The sequence below is a fragment of the Micromonospora sp. MH99 genome (assembly GCF_021442385.1).
Lineage (GTDB): Bacteria > Actinomycetota > Actinomycetes > Mycobacteriales > Micromonosporaceae > Micromonospora.
Window position 1 is genome coordinate 25,396 of the sequence record NZ_MUZA01000037.1, and the last position, 16,273, is coordinate 41,668.

A 16,273-nucleotide genomic window follows, 5' to 3' on the forward strand; every position below is an offset into this window, starting at 1 on the left:
GCGTTCCACCGGCCCACGGCCGCCCGAGCCAGCGCCTACCGCTCCTCGGCCTTCGCGGGGCGGGCGCGGACGTGCAGCCGCTCCCCCTGCGGCCCGAAGAGGCTGAGCGCCTCCGCGGTGCCGGGACCGGGATTGAAGAAGAGGTGCGGGACGCGGGTGTCGAACTCGGCCACCTCTCCCGGCGTCAGGATGAGGTCGCGGTCACCGAGCAGCAGGCGCAGCCGGCCCGAGAGCACGTAGAGCCACTCGTACCCCTCGTGGGCTTGTGGGGTTCGCCCCCCGGCGGACGGGTCCGGCGGGAAGATCTGCTTGAACGCTTGGAGGCCGCCCGGTCGGCGGGTCAGCGGCAGGTACGTCACGCCGTGCATGACGATCGGCTTGGGGCGTACGCGGGGGTCGCCGGTGGCCGGGGCGTCCACCAGCTCGTCGAGCGCCACCTGGTACGCCCGCGCGAGCGGGAGCAGCAGTTCCAGGGTGGGTCGGCGGGTGCCGGACTCCAGCCGGGACAGGGTGCTCACCGAGATGCCGGTCAGCTCGGCGAGCTGGGTGAGCGTGGTGCCGCGCTGGTGGCGCAGGGCACGCAGCCGGGGGCCGACGGCCGCCAGCGCGGCGCTGTCCTCGTTTGCCATAACGGCAAGGATACTTGCCACCCGAACGGCTACGACGGATGGTGGGCTCAGCCGACAAGTAGGGGGACATTCCGGTGGACGAGACATATGACGTGGTGGTCGTGGGCGGCGGCGCGGCCGGGCTCAGCGGAGCCCTGGCGCTGAGCCGGGCCCGGCGGTCGGTGCTGGTGATCGACTCCGGCGAGCCCCGCAACGCGCCGGCCGACCACGTGCACAACTACCTGGGCCGGGAGGGGACGCCGCCGGGCGAGCTGCTCGCGGTCGGACGCGCCGAGGTGGCCGGGTACGGCGGACAGTTCCGCGCCGGCCGGGTCCAGGCCGCGACCCGCGACGACGGTGGCTTCCGGCTCGCCCTCGACGACGGGGCCTCGGTGCGGGCACGCCGCCTGCTGGTGGCCACCGGGCTCACCGACGAGCTGCCCGACGTGCCCGGCCTGGCGCAGCGATGGGGCCGTGACGTGCTGCACTGTCCGTACTGCCACGGCTGGGAGGTGCGGGACCAGCGGGTCGGCGTACTGGCGACCGGGCCGATGTCCGTGCACCAGGCCGAGATGTGGCGGCAGTGGACCTCCGACGTGCTGCTCCTGCTGCACGACGCCCCGACCCCGGACGAGGAGACGGCCGAGCGGCTGGCCGCCCGGGGCATCGCGGTGGTGCCCGGCCCGGTCGCCGCGCTGGAGGTCAGCGGGGACGCGCTCAGCGGAGTCCGGCTCGCCGACGGCCGGGTGGTGGCGCTCGACGTGGTGGTGGTCGCGACCCGTACGGCGCCCCGCGCCGACCTGCTGGTGGGGCTGGGTCTGGCCCCGGAGGAGGTGACGATGGGTGGGCACGTGGTCGGCACCCAGATCCCGGCCGACGCGACCGGGGCGACGACAGTTCCCGGGGTGTGGGTGGCCGGCAACGTGGCCGACCTGCGCGGTCAGGTCATCACGTCCGCCGCCGCCGGGCTGATGGCCGGGGCGGCGATCAACGCCGACCTCATCGCCGAGGACACCCGCGACGCGGTGGCCGCGTACCGGCAGTTGGTGGCCACCACCTTCGAGGAGCCGGCGTGGGAGGAGCGCTACCAGTCCAAGCCGGCCGTCTGGAGTGGACGTCCGAACCCGCAACTGGTCGCCGAGGCCGCGGACCTGGCCCCGGGGCGGGCGCTGGACGTGGGCAGCGGCGAGGGCGCTGACGCGGTGTGGCTGGCCGAGCGCGGCTGGCGGGTGACCGCGGTGGACATCTCGACCACCGCGCTGACCCGGGCCGCCGAGCACGCCGAGACCGCAGGGGTGGCTGACCGGATCGAGTTCACGCACACCGACCTGCGCGACAAGCCGCCCGCCGAGGAGGCGTACGACCTGGTGTCGGCGCAGTTCATGCACCTGCCCCCGACGCAGCGGCGTGAGTTGTTCGCCAGGCTGGCCGACGCGGTGGCCCCGGGCGGCGTGCTGCTGATCGTCGGGCACCACCCGTCGGACCTGTGGACGTCGGGGCACCGGATGCACATGCCGGACATGATGTACACCGCCGAGGACGTGGCCGCCTCGCTGGACCCGACCCGGTGGGACGTGCTCGTCACCGACACCCGCCCCCGCCCCGGCCCCAACGACGTCGTCCACCACGACGCGGTGCTGCTGGCCCGCCGCCGCTGAGCCCGCGTCGATCATGGAGTCGTGGTGGATGACAAGAGCCGCGGATCAGGGCTTTCCGGGCACCACGGCTCCATGATCGACCAAGGAGCGGGGCCGAGGCGGGGCGGGCCTTCGCACGGGGGTGGGCTCGGCGGTAGCGTTGCGCCACACTCACGGCCCGCAGGGGCGGTTGACCGCCGGCCCTGACGCCCCGATCGTACGGAGGATGGTGCATGTCCATCGGCGCTGAGCCGCTCGCAGCACGCGACGACGCGGCCTCGCGGCCGAGCTTCGAGCTCACCCTGCGCGGCTACGACAAACGCCAGGTGGACCGACACCTGGAGCAGCTCGACGGCCAGATCGCGATGCTCAGCGGCGAGCACGGACGCTCCGCGGTGCGAGTCCGTGAGCTGACCGCCGAGGTGCAGCGGCTGCGCGCCGAACTGGCCGAGCTGCACGAGCAGCCGGTGCAGGTGGACCGCGCCTCGTTCCAGGATCTGGGCCCGATGGTCGGCGAGATTCTGACCCTCGCCGAGAAGCAGGCCGCCCTCATCACCGAGTCGGCCAGCGACCGGGCCAACGAGCTGCGCACCGAGGCCGAGCAGATCCTCGCCGACACCCGCGAGCGGGCCGCGCAGGCACGCCACGACCTGTCGGAGGAGCTGGCCGCGCGACGCGCCGAGCAGGAGCAGGCGTACGAGGAGCGGCGTGCCGTGGCCGAGGCCGAGTTGACCGCGATCCGGGAGCGCGCCGAGCAGTTGCGCGCCGACGGGGAGGCCGCGCACGAGCGCGCCCAGCACGAGGCGAAGCGCACCACCGAACAGAGCGCTCAGCAGCTCAACCAGACCCGGGTCGCCGCCGATGCCCTGATGAAGTCCGCCCGCACCCAGATCCAGCAGGAGGTCCAGGCCGCCCGGGCCAAGAACCAGCAGGAGATGGCCCAGTGGCAGGCCGGGGTGGAGCGCGAGGTCGCCGAGCGACGCAGCGCCGCCGAGCAGGAGATCGCCGAGTTGCAGGCCGCGGCCCAGGAGGAGCTGGCCGAGCAGCGCAGCTCCACCGAGCAGCAGATCGCCGCGCTGCTGGCCGAGGCGCAACAGCACGTGACCGAGCTGCGTAACCGGGCCGACGAGCAGGCGGCCAGCCACCAGGAGCAGCTGACCGCGCTCCAGCAGGAGATCGAGGAGCGCCGGCAGGAGTCGGACCAGCTGCACGCAGAGCTGGAAACCGCCCAGCAGCAGCTCGCGGAGGTGCGCCACGAGGGCGAGACCCTGGAGAACGAGCTGTCCCGCCTCCAGCAGCGGTTGAGCGAGGTGCGTCGGGACCTGACCGCCGAGGCGACCCGGCTGGACGAGGCGCGACGGGCCGGAGATTCCGCCGAGCGGCACGCCAAGGAGGTCCGCGCCCGGGTGCAGCGCGAGGCGAAGCGGGTGGCCGACCTGGCCGCCGCCGCCGTGATGGCCGCCGCGGCCGGCGGCACGGAGACCGCCGAGTACCCGATGGTCGGTTCCCGGTCGAACCAGTCCCGCACGAACGTGGAGCTGCTCCCCGTGGACCGGCCCGCGAACGATCGCGCCGAGGCCGACCGCGCGGACGCCGACCGCGCCGACACCGACCGGACCGACGCCGACCGGACCAACGCGGACGACACCCGGGCCGAGGTCGAGCACGCCGACGCCGAGCACGGCAACGGTCGGCACGCCGACGCCGAACACGCCAACGGTCAGCACGCCGACGGCGAGCACGCCAACGGTCAGCACGTCGGTGTCGACCACGCCGACGGCGAGCGGCCCGGTCGGCCGCCCCTGCGGTACCCGGTGGAGCCGGCCGATCAGACGGCCACGTCGGGGTCGCCCACCAACGACGCCGAGCGGATCTTCACGCGGCCCGAGCCGCCGACGCCCGTACCGTTCCTGGCCTTCGGGCAACCGGTCAGCGACAACGGCACCGCCCGGCACTGACCCCGCCTTCTGTCGACCCGGGCCCCGCGCAGCGGCGCGTGGGGCCCGAGCTCGCGGTTCGGCGCGGCCAGGCCGGCCCGTCGTCGACGGTGGCCTACACCGGATCTGCGCGCCGTGTTCGCGATACGCCCACAATCCGCTGTTTGGATGGGCCGATGAGCCACCACCCGAGCGCGACGCCCACCGCCGCCGATCAGATCGCGTACCTCGACACGGCCGCGGCCACCGCTGTAGGACGCGACTACAAGAGGCGTGCCCTCGACGCCCTCGATCTGCGGCCGGGGCACACGGTGGTGGACGTCGGCTGCGGCCCGGGGACCGATCTCGGACGGCTGGCCGACGCCGTGCAGGCCGGCGGCCGGGTTGTCGGAGTCGACAGTGACGCGCGGATGCTCGCCGAGGCCGGTCGGCGGCTGACCGACCGGCCCACGATCGGCCTGCGCGCGGGCGACGCGCACGCGCTTCCGCTGGACGACACCAGCATGGACCGGGCCCGGATCGACCGGGTCCTCATGCACGTCGCGGATCCCGCGATGGTGCTGAGGGAGGTTCGTCGGGTGCTGCGCCCGGGTGGTGTGCTCGCGCTGACCGAGCCGGACTGGGACACCCTCGCGGTCGCCGACGAGGACGTGCGGACGAGCCGCGGCTTCGCCCGCTTCGTCGCGGGGCGGGTGCGGAACGCGACTGTCGGACGGGAGCTGGTCCGGCTGTCGGCGCGGGCTGGCCTGCGGGTGAGATCGGTCGAGGCGATCGCCGTCGTCTTTCGGGACTTCGACACGGCGGACCGGATCCTGGGGCTGCGGCGCAATTCGGCCCGCGCCGTCGCGGCCGGCGCGCTGGCCGACGCGGACGTGCAGCCGTGGCTGCGACGTCTCACGAACGGTCCCCTGCTGGCGGGGTTCACCCTGTACCTGGTCACGGCCGAAGCTTGACGCCGCGCGGCGGTCCGGTCCCGACTCGGCGCCGCACCGTCGTCGGGCACGACGCACCGGGGACGATTCTGCACCGAACCATCCCGAACGTGGCGCCGGAGCTGGCAGGCTGGGTTGGCCGACACGCACCGACCGCCGCTGGCCCGACCGGCGACCCAGGAGCGCCTCGTGGCCGGAAGGAGCGCCAGTGACCGACCAACCGGAGGACTTCGACCTGCTCGTCGTGGGCGGCGGCAAGGCCGGCAAGACGCTGAGCATGGACGTTGCCCGGTCCGGCCGTCGGGTGGCGATGGTGGAGCGCGGCATGATCGGCGGTAGCTGCATCAACGTCGCGTGCATCCCCACGAAGGCCCTGGTGACGAGCGCGCGGGCGGCCCGCCAGCTGCGCCACGCCGCCGCGCTCGGCGTCGTGGTCGAGGGCGGGCATGTCGACGTGGACCTGCTGCGGGCGCACAAGCAGGACGTCGTCGAGGGCATGGTCGCCGCCAACCGGCAGCAGTTCCTCGACTCGGGCCTGCACCTGGTGATCGGCCAGGCCCGCTTCGTGGCCGAGCGGACCGTGCGGGTGTCACTGGCCGACGGCGGCGAACGACTACTGCGCGGCGACGACGTGGTCGTCAACACGGGCACCCGGCCGTACCTGCCGTCCGTACCCGGAATGGCCGAGGCCGGGGTGCTGACCAGCGACGACCTGCTGCGCCTGGACCGGCTGCCGGCACGACTGGTGGTGCTCGGCGGTGGCACCGTCGGGGTGGAGTTCGCGCAGATGTTCGCGTCGTTCGGCAGCGCGGTGACGGTGATCGAAGGCGGTCCCCAGCTGCTGACCCGGGAGGACCCCGACATCGGCGACGCGATGATGCGGGTCTTCCTCGACGACGGCATCGACGTACGCGTCGGGGTGACTGTCGCCCGGGTCGACCGCGACGCCGACGGTACGGCCCGGATCACGCTCGACGACGGCAGCGTGGTGACCGGTGACGACGTGCTGGTGGCGGCCGGCCGGGCGCCGGTCACCGACGGGCTCGGGCTGGACGCGGCAGGTGTCCGACTCAACGACAGGGGCTTCGTGCTGGTCGACGAGTACCTGCGCACCAGCGCCGAGCGAACGTGGGCGGCCGGGGACGTCGCGGGCAGCCCGCAGTTCACCCACGCCTCTCTCGACGACTATCGGATCATCCGGGCGAACCTGGCCGGTGCGCAGCGCAGCACGGCGGGGAGGCTCATCCCGTACACCGTCTTCACCACCCCGGAGCTGGCGCGGGTCGGTCTCAGCGAGAGCGACGCGCGCCGCGCCGGGTACGACGTCCAGGTGGCCCACCTGCCCGTCGCCGCGATCCCCCGGGCCCGCACCCTGCGCCAGACGCAGGGCATGTGGAAGGCGGTGATCGACGCCCGGACCGACCAGATCCTGGGCGCGGCGCTGCTCGGCCCGGAGGCGGGCGAGGTGATCACCTCGGTGCAGCTGGCCATGCTCGCCGGCATGCCGTGGACCGCGCTGCGGGACGCGGTCATCACGCATCCGACGATGGCCGAGGGCCTCAACCTGCTCTTCGCGTCGCTGACGTCCCGCCCGGTGCGCTGAGCACGTCCCACCCGGTGCGCTGAGCACGTCCCGCCGGGCGAGGTCAGCCGGCGATCTCGGCGCGTACCCGTTCCTGGAAGGCACGCGCCTGGGCACCCGTGGGCGGTGGCCCACCGTGTCGCGCGGCGATCGCCCGGCGGATCACCTCATCCGGGTCGCCGGTGTCGACGAGCCGCCGGCCGGCGTCCACCTTGGACAGCCACGCACCGTCGCGGTGGCGCACCAGCGAGCGGCAGGCGCCGAGCACCGCGTCCTGAACGCCGGGCGCGGGCCGGTCGCCCGGTGGCGTCGGCAGGGCCAGCCACCAGGTCAGCGCCTCGATCAGCAGGCGACGCAGGTCGGCCGGGGCGAGGTCGGCGAAGACCTCCGCCGCCGGCGGTCCGAGCAGCGCCATCCCGCTCTGGTGCAGGATGCTGCGGTCCAGCCCGTACCAGAACCGACCGTCGGCGCTCGGGCGGTCCGCCGGGTCGAGGGTGCGGCGGAACGGCATCGCGCGCCCGGTGTTCAGCTCGACCTCGAAGCCGGGCTCGGGGCTGCCGGCCGCGGCCACGGCCCGCTGGTACACGACCAGTTCCAGCCCGCGCGCCGGGCAGGGCAGCGCCTCGTGTCGCAACCGTGTCACGAGCGTCCGCTTGGTTGCCTCGGTCAGCGGGCCGGCGCAGACCAGTGCCACGTCCACGTCGCTCCGGCCGGGCTGGTACGCGCCGAGTCCCACCGACCCGGCCGCGTACGCCCCGACGAGATCGCCGCCGAGCACGTCCCGGGAGGTGTCCACGAGGTCGTCGAGGTAGCGCCGAAGAGCAGGGTCCACGCCCCATCCTCACCCGTGGGCCCGGGCGCGTCGGCACCGGCCCTAACCGGCGTAGAGCAGCAGCAGACCGGCGACGGTGTACGCGACCATCAGCGCGAGTAGCGGGAGCTGGCCGGCCACCGCCCGCGCCCGGGGGAACAGGTACAGGGCGCGGTCGTGGGCGAGCAGCGTCCCGAGCAGGTGCCCGACGATGATGACGGTGATCTGGAGGTTGGCCACCCCGGACGGGGTGACCAGCCCGGTGTGCGGTTGCCAGCCCGCCGTGCCGAACCAGTCCGCCCCGGTGTCACGCGGGTCGGACAGCAGGGCGACGGTGCGTTGACCCTCCAGGATCAGCAGCGAGTAGTAGTGCGCCACCACGTAGCCCACCGCGATCGGCACGATCGAGTGCGCGAGTTCGCGCGGCACCCGCGGCGACCCCGCAGGGTTCGACGGCCCCGCGGCGTCTGGCGGTCGGGGACCGCCGACGCGGGCGGCGGCGCCGGTGGCGAGCAGGTACGCCACGGCGACGACCCCGATGACCACGATCAGTCCGGCGCTGCCGGTGACCGCCGGGGGCAGGGCGTCCTCCTGGGAGAAGCGCAGCCACGCCGGCGCGTTGGAGAGGCTGTCGAACATGGTCGAGCCGAGCAGCACGATCACCACGGCGACGAGCCCGGGACGGGGCCGCAGTCCGGCGATCCCGTCGAGCGGGTTGCGCCACACCAGTACTCCGTCGGCGGCCCTGCCGATCGGGGCGAGCTGGCCGACGAGCGCGCTGTAGACCTCGAACGGGTCGGCCCGGTCGAACCAGCCCGCGCCGAACAGCGCGGCGCCGCCGAGCATGACCACTGCGTACCCGGCCAGCCACGCGGTGATGACCGGCAGGGTGGCCCGGTCCGGCGCGACCAGTTCCAGCCAGACGAACCCGAACAGGGTGAGCGCGGCAGGCCAGAGGCCCACGCCGGTGGGCAGCTCCCGGACGCCGCGCGCGGGCTCGCGCCGCGCCGCCAGGGCGACGAGCAGGTGCACGGTCCGCAGCGGGTTGACGGCCCGCCAGAGCGGGCCGAACAGCAGCGAGGCGGGTACCAGCCCGACCCAGAGGAGCACGTAGAGCGCGCCGGCCGTCGGATTGTCCGGGGTGTCCGGCCCGGCGAGCAGGCCGACGCAGAACCAGCCGGCGGCGAGCAGTCCCAGCGCGCGCAGCGCCCACCGGAACGCGGGGGCGTCGACGAGGCCGGCCAGCCGGTCGGGCAGCGGCCGGCCACCGGCGGCGTCCCGGTCGAGGCGTGGCTCGCGCCAGAGCAGGCCCAGGGCGAGGAACGTGACGACCAGGGTCAGCGCGGCGGCGACGACGAGTTCGGGGAGCGTGATGGGCAGGTCCTGGCGGCCGCCGACGCCGTGCGCCAGCAGCGCGGGAGCGGCGGGCATCCCGCTCAGCGGACGACGAGCTGGAACAGCACCAGCTCGGTCTCGTGCGTCTCCACCTCGAACAGCCCGGTCTTCTCGGCCCGGAACTCCACCGAGCCGGGCGTACCGGCCGGCAGTCGGGCCCCCAGGTCGTAGCCGTGCACGTGCAGTTCGTCGGCGACGTCCGAGGTGACGGTGATTCGGACCAGTTGACCCTTGGTCACGGTCACCCGGCCGGTGGGCGGGCTGATCCGTCGTTTGGCGATGGTCACGGTGATCTCCCGGTCGGCCCCGGGCGTGCTGGCGGCGGGAGTCGGGCTGTCCGCCGAGGCCGGCGCGGAGGCGCTCGGTGCGGCGGTCGACGTGGCCGGCGTCGAGGGGGCGGCGACGGACGGGTCGTCGTCCTGCCCGCAGCCGGCGGTGAGCAGGGCGCTGAGCAGGCCGGTGACGAAAAGGGCGGTGGGGACGGCGGTGCGGTGGCCACCGAGGGTACGGACGAGCACGGGCGGACTCCGAACGACGCGGGGGGACGGGGTGTCGAGCTGATCGTCGGAGGGTGAACTCTACGTCTTGTTCGGCGGTGGGGAAATGACCATGATGAACGAATGCGATCGAGGCTGGTCACTGTCTGTCACGTTGTGTGCCGTACCGTCGCGGTGCTGGCGGCGCTGCTGGTGGTGTCCCTGGCGCTGCCCGCCGCCCCGGCTTCGGCGCACGGGCAGTTGGCGACCTCCACGCCGCTGACCGGCACCGTCGTCCGTAAGCCCCTGGCGCAGATCGGGTTGTACTTCACCGAGAAGCCGGCCTCCAACGCGCACTTCACCCTCACCGGGCCGAACGGGTCACGGGTGGACAGCGGCTGGTCGCACGGCGAGCCGAAGCGGCTGGACAAGCCGGTCCAGGAGTACTTCATGGTCAACGGGGTCTTCGAGCCGCGGCTGTACCACACCGGCTTTCCCGCGATGGTTACCGTCGCGCACTGGCCGGCGAAGGGCCGCTACACCGCCAGCTATCTCACTGTCGCGTCGGACGGCGAAGCGGTGCGGGGCACCGTCACCTTCGACTACCAGGGCCCGAGCACGCCCGCCCCGGCCGGCTGGACGGCACCGACGAACGGTCCCGAGCCCGCCCTCCTCGCCCAGGCCGAGGGCACCCCTTCGGCCTCCGCCGTGCCGGCGGCGACACTCCCGGCGGACGCCACCCCCGCGGCCGCGCCGCCGGCGTCCCCACCGGCGGAAGGTCTTCCGCCCTGGGTGGTGCCCGCCGCCGTCGTCGTGGTCGTCGGCACGATCATCGTCGTGGCAGCCCGTCGCCGGCCGGCGCAAGGCGCGTCCGGCGGCACCGCCCGTCCGCGCGGCGCAGCGCCGCGTCCACGGGGTGCGGCGTCGCGTCCGCGCGGTGGAACGGACCGCCGGCCGGCTCGTCGCGGCCGCCGCTGACCCGGAGGGGCATCTCCGGGCATTCGAGGACAAGCACCGCGACCTTTCGCACGGACATCGGGAACTTTTGATGTATCGATGCAAAGGCATGGACAGTCAGATCGAAAGCCCTTAATGTCTCGACCCATCAACCCGGTGTTTCCGGATCGTCACTCGTCGGCGTCGAGGACGTTACGGACCGGGCCGGCGGCCACCGCCTCACATCGCTGCACACCGGCCGTCGGTCACTCCTATCCTCTGTGGAGGAACGATGGGCACACCGCTGCTGCGCCGATTCCGCAGTCCCGTCCTGGGCGCGCTCGCGCTCGTCCTCGCCGTCGGCTTCTGGGCCGACCCGGCCGACGCCGCCCCCGAGCAGGAACCGGGCGTCACTCTGCGCGTCTACGACGTCCAGGTACCGCTCTCCGAGATCTGCACTCTCAAGCCCGCGCAGACCCCGAACGTGGACAAGCTGATGTCCACGATCAACTGGACGTCGCCGGCCGACTTCGGCTTCGACGACAACTTCGTCTCGCAGGTGCTCGGCAACATCACCATCACCCAGGCCGGGAGCTACACCTTCCGGCTCAGCAGTGACGACGGCTCCAAGCTGACGATCGACAACACCGTCGTGATCAACCATGACGGCCTGCACGGCGCCACCCCGCCCAAGGAGGGCGCGGTCACCCTCGCGGCCGGGCTGCACCCCCTGCGCATCGACCACTTCGAGCGCACCGGCGGCCAGCAGATCACCCTGGAGTGGCGGACGCCCGGCTCGTCGTCCTTCGTGGTCGTGCCCACCTCGGCGCTGAGCACCGACGCCGGAGTCGTGCGGGTCACCGCACCGGGGCGCAAGGAGTGCGAGGGGGTCACCGACTCCCCCGGCGACGGGTTGCCGCTCACTGGCGTGCACCCCGGCTACACGCTCACGAACCTGCGGCCCTCGGGCTTCCAGCCGAAGGTCACCGGGATGGACTGGCTGGCCGACGGCCGGCTCGTCATCAGCACCTGGGGTGGCAGCGACCAGTCCGGCACCTCCCAGGACGGCGAGGTGTACATCATGGGCAACACCGGCGGCGCGACAGGTCCCGGGTCGGTCACCACCAAGAAGATCGCCGGCGGGCTCAAGGAGCCGATGGGGCTCAAGGTCGTCGACGGCGTGGTCTACGTGTCGGAGAAGCAGCGGCTGACCCGGCTCGTGGACACCACCGGCGACGAGGTGGCCGACCGCCTGGACACCGTCGCCACCTGGCCGTACGGCGGCAAGTTCCACGAGTTCGCGTTCGGTCTGCTCTACCAGGACGGCTCGTTCTACGTGAACCTGTCGGTGTCGATCGACTACGGCGGCGCGACAACGGTGCCGCAGCCCGCCGCCAACCGGGGCACCACCATCCGGGTCAACAAGGACACCGGCGCGGTCAGCTACATCGCCGGCGGTCTGCGGACGCCGCACGGCATCGGCTGGGGTCCGGAGGGCGGCATCTTCGTCACCGACAACCAGGGCGGCTGGCTGCCGTCGTCGAAGCTGGTGCACATCAAGCAGGGGCGCTTCTTCAACCACTACATGACCCCGGCGGGCCCGTTCGACGCCAACCCGGTCACCCCGCCGGTGCTCTGGATGCCGCAGAACGAGATCGCCAACTCCCCCAGCACGCCGCTCTACCTCACCACCGGGCGGTACGCCGGGCAGTTCGTCATCGGCGACGTCACCTACGGCGGCCTCCAGCGCGCCTCGGTGGAGAAGGTCAACGGCGAGTACCAGGGCGCGTTGTTCCGCCTCACCCAGGGCCTGGAGGCGGGCGTCTCCGAGGTCAACCTCGGCCCGGACGGCGCGATCTACGTCGGCGGGCTCGGCGCGGGCGGCAACTGGGGGCAGACCGGCAAGCTGACGTACGGGTTGCAGAAGCTCACCCCGAACAGCGCCAGCACGTTCGAGATGCTGGCCATGCGGGCCAACACCGCCGGTTTCGAGGTGGAGTACACCCAGCCGGTCTCGGCGGAGACCGCCGCCAACCTGGCCGCCCACTACAAGGTCAAGCAGTGGCGGTACGAGGCGACGTCCAACTACGGCGGCCCGAAGATCGACGAGGAGACGTTGACGGTCAGTGGGGCCACCCTCTCGGCGGACGGCCGGAAGGTCAACCTGACCGTCGACGGCCGCAAGGCCGGCCGGGTGGTCTACCTGCGCTCACCCCGCCCGTTCACCTCCACCAGCGGGCAGTCGCTGTGGAGCACCGAGGCGTGGTACACGCTCAACGCCATCCCGGGCGTCACCCCGCCCGGTGGCGGGACCAACCTGGCGCTCAACAAGCCGGCCACCGCGGACAGCTCCTGCTCGACGACCGAGGGGCCGGCCAAGGCCGTCAACGGCAGCGTCACCGGCGGCAACGGCGACAAGTGGTGTTCCAAGGGCACGTCGAAGTACCTCCAGGTGGACCTGGGCGGCAGCTACGCGGTGAACCGGGTGGTGGTGAAGCACGCCGGCGCCGGTGGTGAGGACGCCGCCTGGAACACCCGGGACTTCACCATCGCGTCCAGTCCCGACGGCACGAACTGGACCACCCGGGCCACGGTGACCGGCAACACGGCGAGCACCACGACGCACGACGTCACCGCGCCCGGCGCCCGCTACGTCCGGCTGGCCGTCACCGCGCCGACCAGCACCAGCGACACCGCCGCGCGCATCTACGAGCTGGAGGTGTACGGCAGCGCCGCCAGCGGCGCGGGCAGCATCACCGGCATCGGCGGCAAGTGCCTGGACGTGGACAACGCCGGCACCGCGGACGGCACGAAGGTGCAGTTGTGGACCTGCAACGGCACCGGAGCGCAGTCGTGGAGCCGGTCCGGCGACACGTACCGGGCGCTGGGCAAGTGTCTCGACGTGGACAACGCCGGCACCGCCGACGGCACCAAGGTGCAGTTGTGGACCTGCAACGGCACCGGCTCGCAGGTGTGGCAGCCGCAGTCCGACGGGTCGATCCGCAACCCGCAGTCGGGCAAGGTGTTGCAGGCCGCCGGGGGCGCCAGCGCCGACGGCACCCAGATCCAGATCGGCACGTACGTCGGTGGCGCGCACCAGAAGTGGGTGGTCACCGCGGGCTGACGCCCGGGGCGCGGTCTGGCCGCCGGCCGGTCAGACCGCGCTTTGCGCCGACAGTTGGACGGCCAGGCCGGACACGGCGTCGGTCAGGGGCCGTGCGGCAGGGGTTGGGCCAGTGCGCGCAGGTCCGCCGGGAGTTGGGACAGGGCGTCGGTGAACTCGCGGTGCCCGACCACCCGGTGCATGGTCTGCAGGACCGCCCGCACGCCCCGCTCGGCGCCGGGCCGGTCCGTTCCGGCGCGGTCGGCGACGCGGCGCAGGAACTCGTCGTACCCGAACGCTTCCGGCGGCTCGGTGGCCTTGACCAGCAGTGGGCTCAACTCGGCGGCCAGGTGCGGAGCGAGCGCGGCGGCCTCGCCGCCGCTGAGGCGCTCGGTGAGCGTTTGCAGCACGGCCTCGGTCAGCGGGCGTGCCTGCGCGGGCGGGATGCCCGCCCGTGCCGCGACCTTGTCGACGAACCCCAGATCGGCCATGGTCCCGCCCTTTCCGTTGCCGAGACGCGTGGCTACCCGGGCCGACCGGCGGCAAACCCGAGGGCGTGGGCGTCCGCTTTGCGCATCGAAGGGCTGTGCGAACATGGTTGTCCTTCGTGTCTTGCCCACCCCCGAGCGGAAGGACGCCCCATGGCGGAAACCGCCCCCCTGCCGGCCGCCGACCAGCCCAAGATCGACACCAGCGTGCCGCACTCGGCCCGGATCTGGAACTACTGGTTGGGCGGCAAGGACAACTTCGAGATCGACCGGCTGGCCGGCGAGCAGGTACGCGAGCTGTTCCCCGCGATGATCGAGACCGCCCGCGAGTCACGGGCGTTCCTGTCCCGCGCGGTGCGCTTCCTCGCCGGTGAGGCGGGGATCCGCCAGTTCCTCGACGTCGGCACCGGTCTGCCGACCGCCGACAACACCCACCAGGTGGCCCAGCGGGTCAACCCGCGGAGCCGGGTCGTCTACGTCGACAACGACCCGATGGTGCTGGCCCACGCGCGGGCGCTGCTGGTCGGCAGCCCGGACGGGCTGACCCGCTACATCCACGCCGACCTGCGCGAGCCGGAGGCAGTGCTCCGGCAGGCCGCCGAGCACCTCGACTTCACCGAACCCGTCGCCGTCCTGCTGTTCGGGGTGATGGGCCACGTCGGCGACGACGACGAGGCGGTCGCCATCATCCGCGCCCTGCTCGACGCGGTCCCGTCCGGCAGCTACCTGGCGCTCTCCGACGGCACCGACACCAGCGAGGCCGTCGTCGAGTCGCACCGCCAGTACAACGAGAGCGGCGCGCTGCCGTACCACCTGCGCAGTCCGCAGCGGATCGCCCGGTTCTTCGACGGCCTGGAGCTGGTCGAGCCCGGTCTGGTGCCGTTCACCCACTGGCGGCCCGAGCACGACGGCACCCCGGCGCCCCTGGACGGCTACTGCGCCGTCGGCCGCAAGCCCTGACCCGCGCCGCGTGGCGCCGGTGGCGGATCCCGCCGCCGGCGCCACGCGCGCCGAGATCGGTTCTGTCGGTTGCTCCGCGCCCGGTCAGCCCCGTCTCGTACGGTGGGGTCGGACCGGGTTCACGCCGGCCGCCCGACGGCGGCCCGTGCCGCAGGAGGAGCAGATGGCTGTCGACCTGCCCGACGTGATCGACAGGTACTTCCGAGCCGTCGGCGACAACGACCTCGACGCCCTCGTCGCCTGCTTCGCGGACACCGCGAGCGTGGCCGACGAGGACCGGCTGTACGACGGCCGACCGTCGATCCGCTCCTGGGCACAGCGGACGGCGGCGGCCTCCTCGTACACTGCCGAACCGTTGCGGGTGACGCCCCAGGCGGGCGACTCGTACCTGGTCAGCACACGGGTGTCGGGTGACTTTCCGGGCAGCCCGATCGAGCTGCGGTACCGGTTCACCCTGCGCGACGGCCTGATCGGCGCCCTGGACATCCGCCCGTAGCGACCACGCGAGTCGCCCGTCAGGAGGAGACGTCGTGGCACGAGTCTGGCTCGTCACCGGTTGCTCGCGAGGGCTCGGCCGGGCGCTCGCCGAAGCTGTGCTGGCCGACGGCGACCGGCTCGTCGCCACCGCCCGCAACCCGGCGCAGCTCGCCGACCTCACCGACCGGTACGGCGACCAGGTCCGGGCGCTCGCGCTCGACGTCACCGATCCCGCCGCCGCGCGGACGGCCGTACAGGGCGCGGTGGACGCGTTCGGGAGCCTGGACGTCCTGGTCAACAACGCCGGGTACGCCGACGTGGCCGCGATCGAGGACGTGTCCGAGGAGGCCTTCCGGGCGCAGATCGAGGCCAACTTCTTCGGGGTGGTCAACCTGACCCGCGCCGCCCTGCCGGTGCTGCGGGGGCAGGGACGCGGGCACATCGTGCAGATCTCCAGTGTCGGCGACCGGGTGGCCAGCACCGGGCTGGGCGCCTACCAGTCCGCCAAGTGGGCGGTCGCCGGCTTCTCGGCGGTGCTCGCCACGGAGGTCGCGTCGTTCGGGATCCGGATCACCACGGTCGAGCCGGGCGCGCTGCGCACCGACTGGGCAGGCGCCTCGATGAGCATGTTGCCGGTCAGCGAGCCGTACCGGCCGATCATCGAGCCGGTCGTGGAGCGGATGCGCCGCACCAGCGGGAACCAGCCCGGCGACCCCGCCCGGGCCGCCCAGACGATCATCCGGATCACCCGCGTCGACGACCCGCCCGCCCGGTTGCTCCTCGGCGCCGACGCCGTGGCGGCCGCCTCGACGGTCGCCGAGGCGCTCGCCGCGTCCGACGCGCGGTGGCGCGAGTTGAGCGAGTCCGTCGCATTCGACGCGACGCCCTGACCCCCTGCAAGGGCGAATCGGCGACCCGCGCCGGACGTTCC

Annotated in this window: 14 protein-coding genes; 9 read left to right on the forward strand and 5 right to left on the reverse strand. The window is 73.2% G+C overall.

The annotated features are described in order from the left end of the window. Window positions 1–35: 35 nt before the first annotated feature. Complete coding sequence (locus B0E54_RS19500) at window positions 36–629, reverse strand: helix-turn-helix transcriptional regulator (protein ID WP_234586726.1); 594 nt, start codon at window positions 627–629, stop codon at window positions 36–38. 74 nt (window positions 630–703) lie between these two features. Here B0E54_RS19500 and B0E54_RS19505 point away from each other — a divergent pair, with 74 nt between their 5' ends. The 4 genes from B0E54_RS19505 (at window position 704) to B0E54_RS19520 (ending at window position 6,717) form a co-directional block, all read left to right on the forward strand. Then, entirely contained in the window at window positions 704–2,266 is a 1,563-nt protein-coding gene (locus B0E54_RS19505; protein ID WP_234586728.1) for a bifunctional NAD(P)/FAD-dependent oxidoreductase/class I SAM-dependent methyltransferase, read from the forward strand. A gap of 212 nt (window positions 2,267–2,478) precedes the next feature. Next, on the forward strand, window positions 2,479–4,203 hold the full coding sequence (locus tag B0E54_RS19510) for a hypothetical protein (protein ID WP_234586730.1): 1,725 nt from the start codon (window positions 2,479–2,481) through the stop codon (window positions 4,201–4,203). 155 nt (window positions 4,204–4,358) lie between these two features. Further along, window positions 4,359–5,135: a methyltransferase domain-containing protein gene (locus B0E54_RS19515; protein WP_234586732.1), complete on the forward strand. Its 777-nt coding sequence runs from the start codon at window positions 4,359–4,361 to the stop codon at window positions 5,133–5,135. Window positions 5,136–5,322: 187 nt separating this feature from the next. Further along, the gene (locus B0E54_RS19520; protein WP_234586734.1) at window positions 5,323–6,717 is read left to right on the forward strand and encodes an FAD-dependent oxidoreductase; all 1,395 of its coding nucleotides are present in this window, start codon (window positions 5,323–5,325) and stop codon (window positions 6,715–6,717) included. Between the two features lie 43 nt (window positions 6,718–6,760). Here B0E54_RS19520 and B0E54_RS19525 read toward each other — a convergent pair whose 3' ends face one another. From B0E54_RS19525 to B0E54_RS19535, 3 genes are read right to left on the reverse strand one after another with little or no spacing between them, the layout of a single operon-like run. Next, entirely contained in the window at window positions 6,761–7,528 is a 768-nt protein-coding gene (locus B0E54_RS19525; RefSeq protein ID WP_234586737.1) for a nucleotidyltransferase domain-containing protein, read from the reverse strand. Window positions 7,529–7,570: 42 nt separating this feature from the next. Beyond that, window positions 7,571–8,938 carry a hypothetical protein gene (locus B0E54_RS19530; RefSeq protein ID WP_234586739.1) on the reverse strand — a complete coding sequence of 456 codons (1,368 nt, stop codon included), beginning with the start codon at window positions 8,936–8,938 and terminating at the stop codon, window positions 7,571–7,573. Between the two features lie 5 nt (window positions 8,939–8,943). After that, complete coding sequence (locus B0E54_RS19535; protein ID WP_234586741.1) at window positions 8,944–9,420, reverse strand: hypothetical protein; 477 nt, start codon at window positions 9,418–9,420, stop codon at window positions 8,944–8,946. Window positions 9,421–9,522: 102 nt separating this feature from the next. On the opposite strand from B0E54_RS19535, the gene B0E54_RS19540 reads away from it, so the two are divergent. Beyond that, window positions 9,523–10,356, forward strand: a complete 834-nt coding sequence (locus B0E54_RS19540) for a copper resistance protein CopC (protein WP_234586743.1) — start codon at window positions 9,523–9,525, stop codon at window positions 10,354–10,356. A gap of 250 nt (window positions 10,357–10,606) precedes the next feature. Continuing rightward, a complete protein-coding gene (locus B0E54_RS19545) occupies window positions 10,607–13,438 on the forward strand; it encodes a ricin-type beta-trefoil lectin domain protein (protein ID WP_234586746.1) in 2,832 nt (943 codons plus the stop codon). A gap of 83 nt (window positions 13,439–13,521) precedes the next feature. Here B0E54_RS19545 and B0E54_RS19550 read toward each other — a convergent pair whose 3' ends face one another. Continuing rightward, window positions 13,522–13,908 carry a DUF2267 domain-containing protein gene (locus B0E54_RS19550; RefSeq protein WP_234586748.1) on the reverse strand — a complete coding sequence of 129 codons (387 nt, stop codon included), beginning with the start codon at window positions 13,906–13,908 and terminating at the stop codon, window positions 13,522–13,524. 150 nt (window positions 13,909–14,058) lie between these two features. Between B0E54_RS19550 and B0E54_RS19555 the strand changes: the two genes are divergently transcribed. From B0E54_RS19555 to B0E54_RS19565, 3 genes are all read left to right on the forward strand, one after another. Further along, window positions 14,059–14,865 (forward strand): SAM-dependent methyltransferase, encoded by an 807-nt coding sequence (locus B0E54_RS19555; RefSeq protein WP_234586751.1) that lies wholly within the window; start codon window positions 14,059–14,061, stop codon window positions 14,863–14,865. 163 nt (window positions 14,866–15,028) lie between these two features. Beyond that, window positions 15,029–15,361, forward strand: a complete 333-nt coding sequence (locus B0E54_RS19560; protein WP_234586754.1) for a nuclear transport factor 2 family protein — start codon at window positions 15,029–15,031, stop codon at window positions 15,359–15,361. 34 nt (window positions 15,362–15,395) lie between these two features. After that, the gene (locus B0E54_RS19565; protein WP_234586756.1) at window positions 15,396–16,232 is read left to right on the forward strand and encodes an SDR family NAD(P)-dependent oxidoreductase; all 837 of its coding nucleotides are present in this window, start codon (window positions 15,396–15,398) and stop codon (window positions 16,230–16,232) included. Window positions 16,233–16,273 lie beyond the last annotated feature (41 nt).

What these genes read in the sequence shown, in the direction of transcription:
- B0E54_RS19500 (WP_234586726.1), bottom strand. Translation starts at nt 629, where the DNA reads ATGGCAAACGAGGACAGCGCCGCGCTGGCGGCCGTCGGCCCCCGGCTG.
- B0E54_RS19510 (WP_234586730.1), top strand. Translation starts at nt 2,479, where the DNA reads ATGTCCATCGGCGCTGAGCCGCTCGCAGCACGCGACGACGCGGCCTCG.
- B0E54_RS19515 (WP_234586732.1), top strand. Translation starts at nt 4,359, where the DNA reads ATGAGCCACCACCCGAGCGCGACGCCCACCGCCGCCGATCAGATCGCG.
- B0E54_RS19530 (WP_234586739.1), bottom strand. Translation starts at nt 8,938, where the DNA reads ATGCCCGCCGCTCCCGCGCTGCTGGCGCACGGCGTCGGCGGCCGCCAG.
- B0E54_RS19540 (WP_234586743.1), top strand. Translation starts at nt 9,523, where the DNA reads ATGCGATCGAGGCTGGTCACTGTCTGTCACGTTGTGTGCCGTACCGTC.
- B0E54_RS19545 (WP_234586746.1), top strand. Translation starts at nt 10,607, where the DNA reads ATGGGCACACCGCTGCTGCGCCGATTCCGCAGTCCCGTCCTGGGCGCG.
- B0E54_RS19550 (WP_234586748.1), bottom strand. Translation starts at nt 13,908, where the DNA reads ATGGCCGATCTGGGGTTCGTCGACAAGGTCGCGGCACGGGCGGGCATC.
- B0E54_RS19555 (WP_234586751.1), top strand. Translation starts at nt 14,059, where the DNA reads ATGGCGGAAACCGCCCCCCTGCCGGCCGCCGACCAGCCCAAGATCGAC.
- B0E54_RS19560 (WP_234586754.1), top strand. Translation starts at nt 15,029, where the DNA reads ATGGCTGTCGACCTGCCCGACGTGATCGACAGGTACTTCCGAGCCGTC.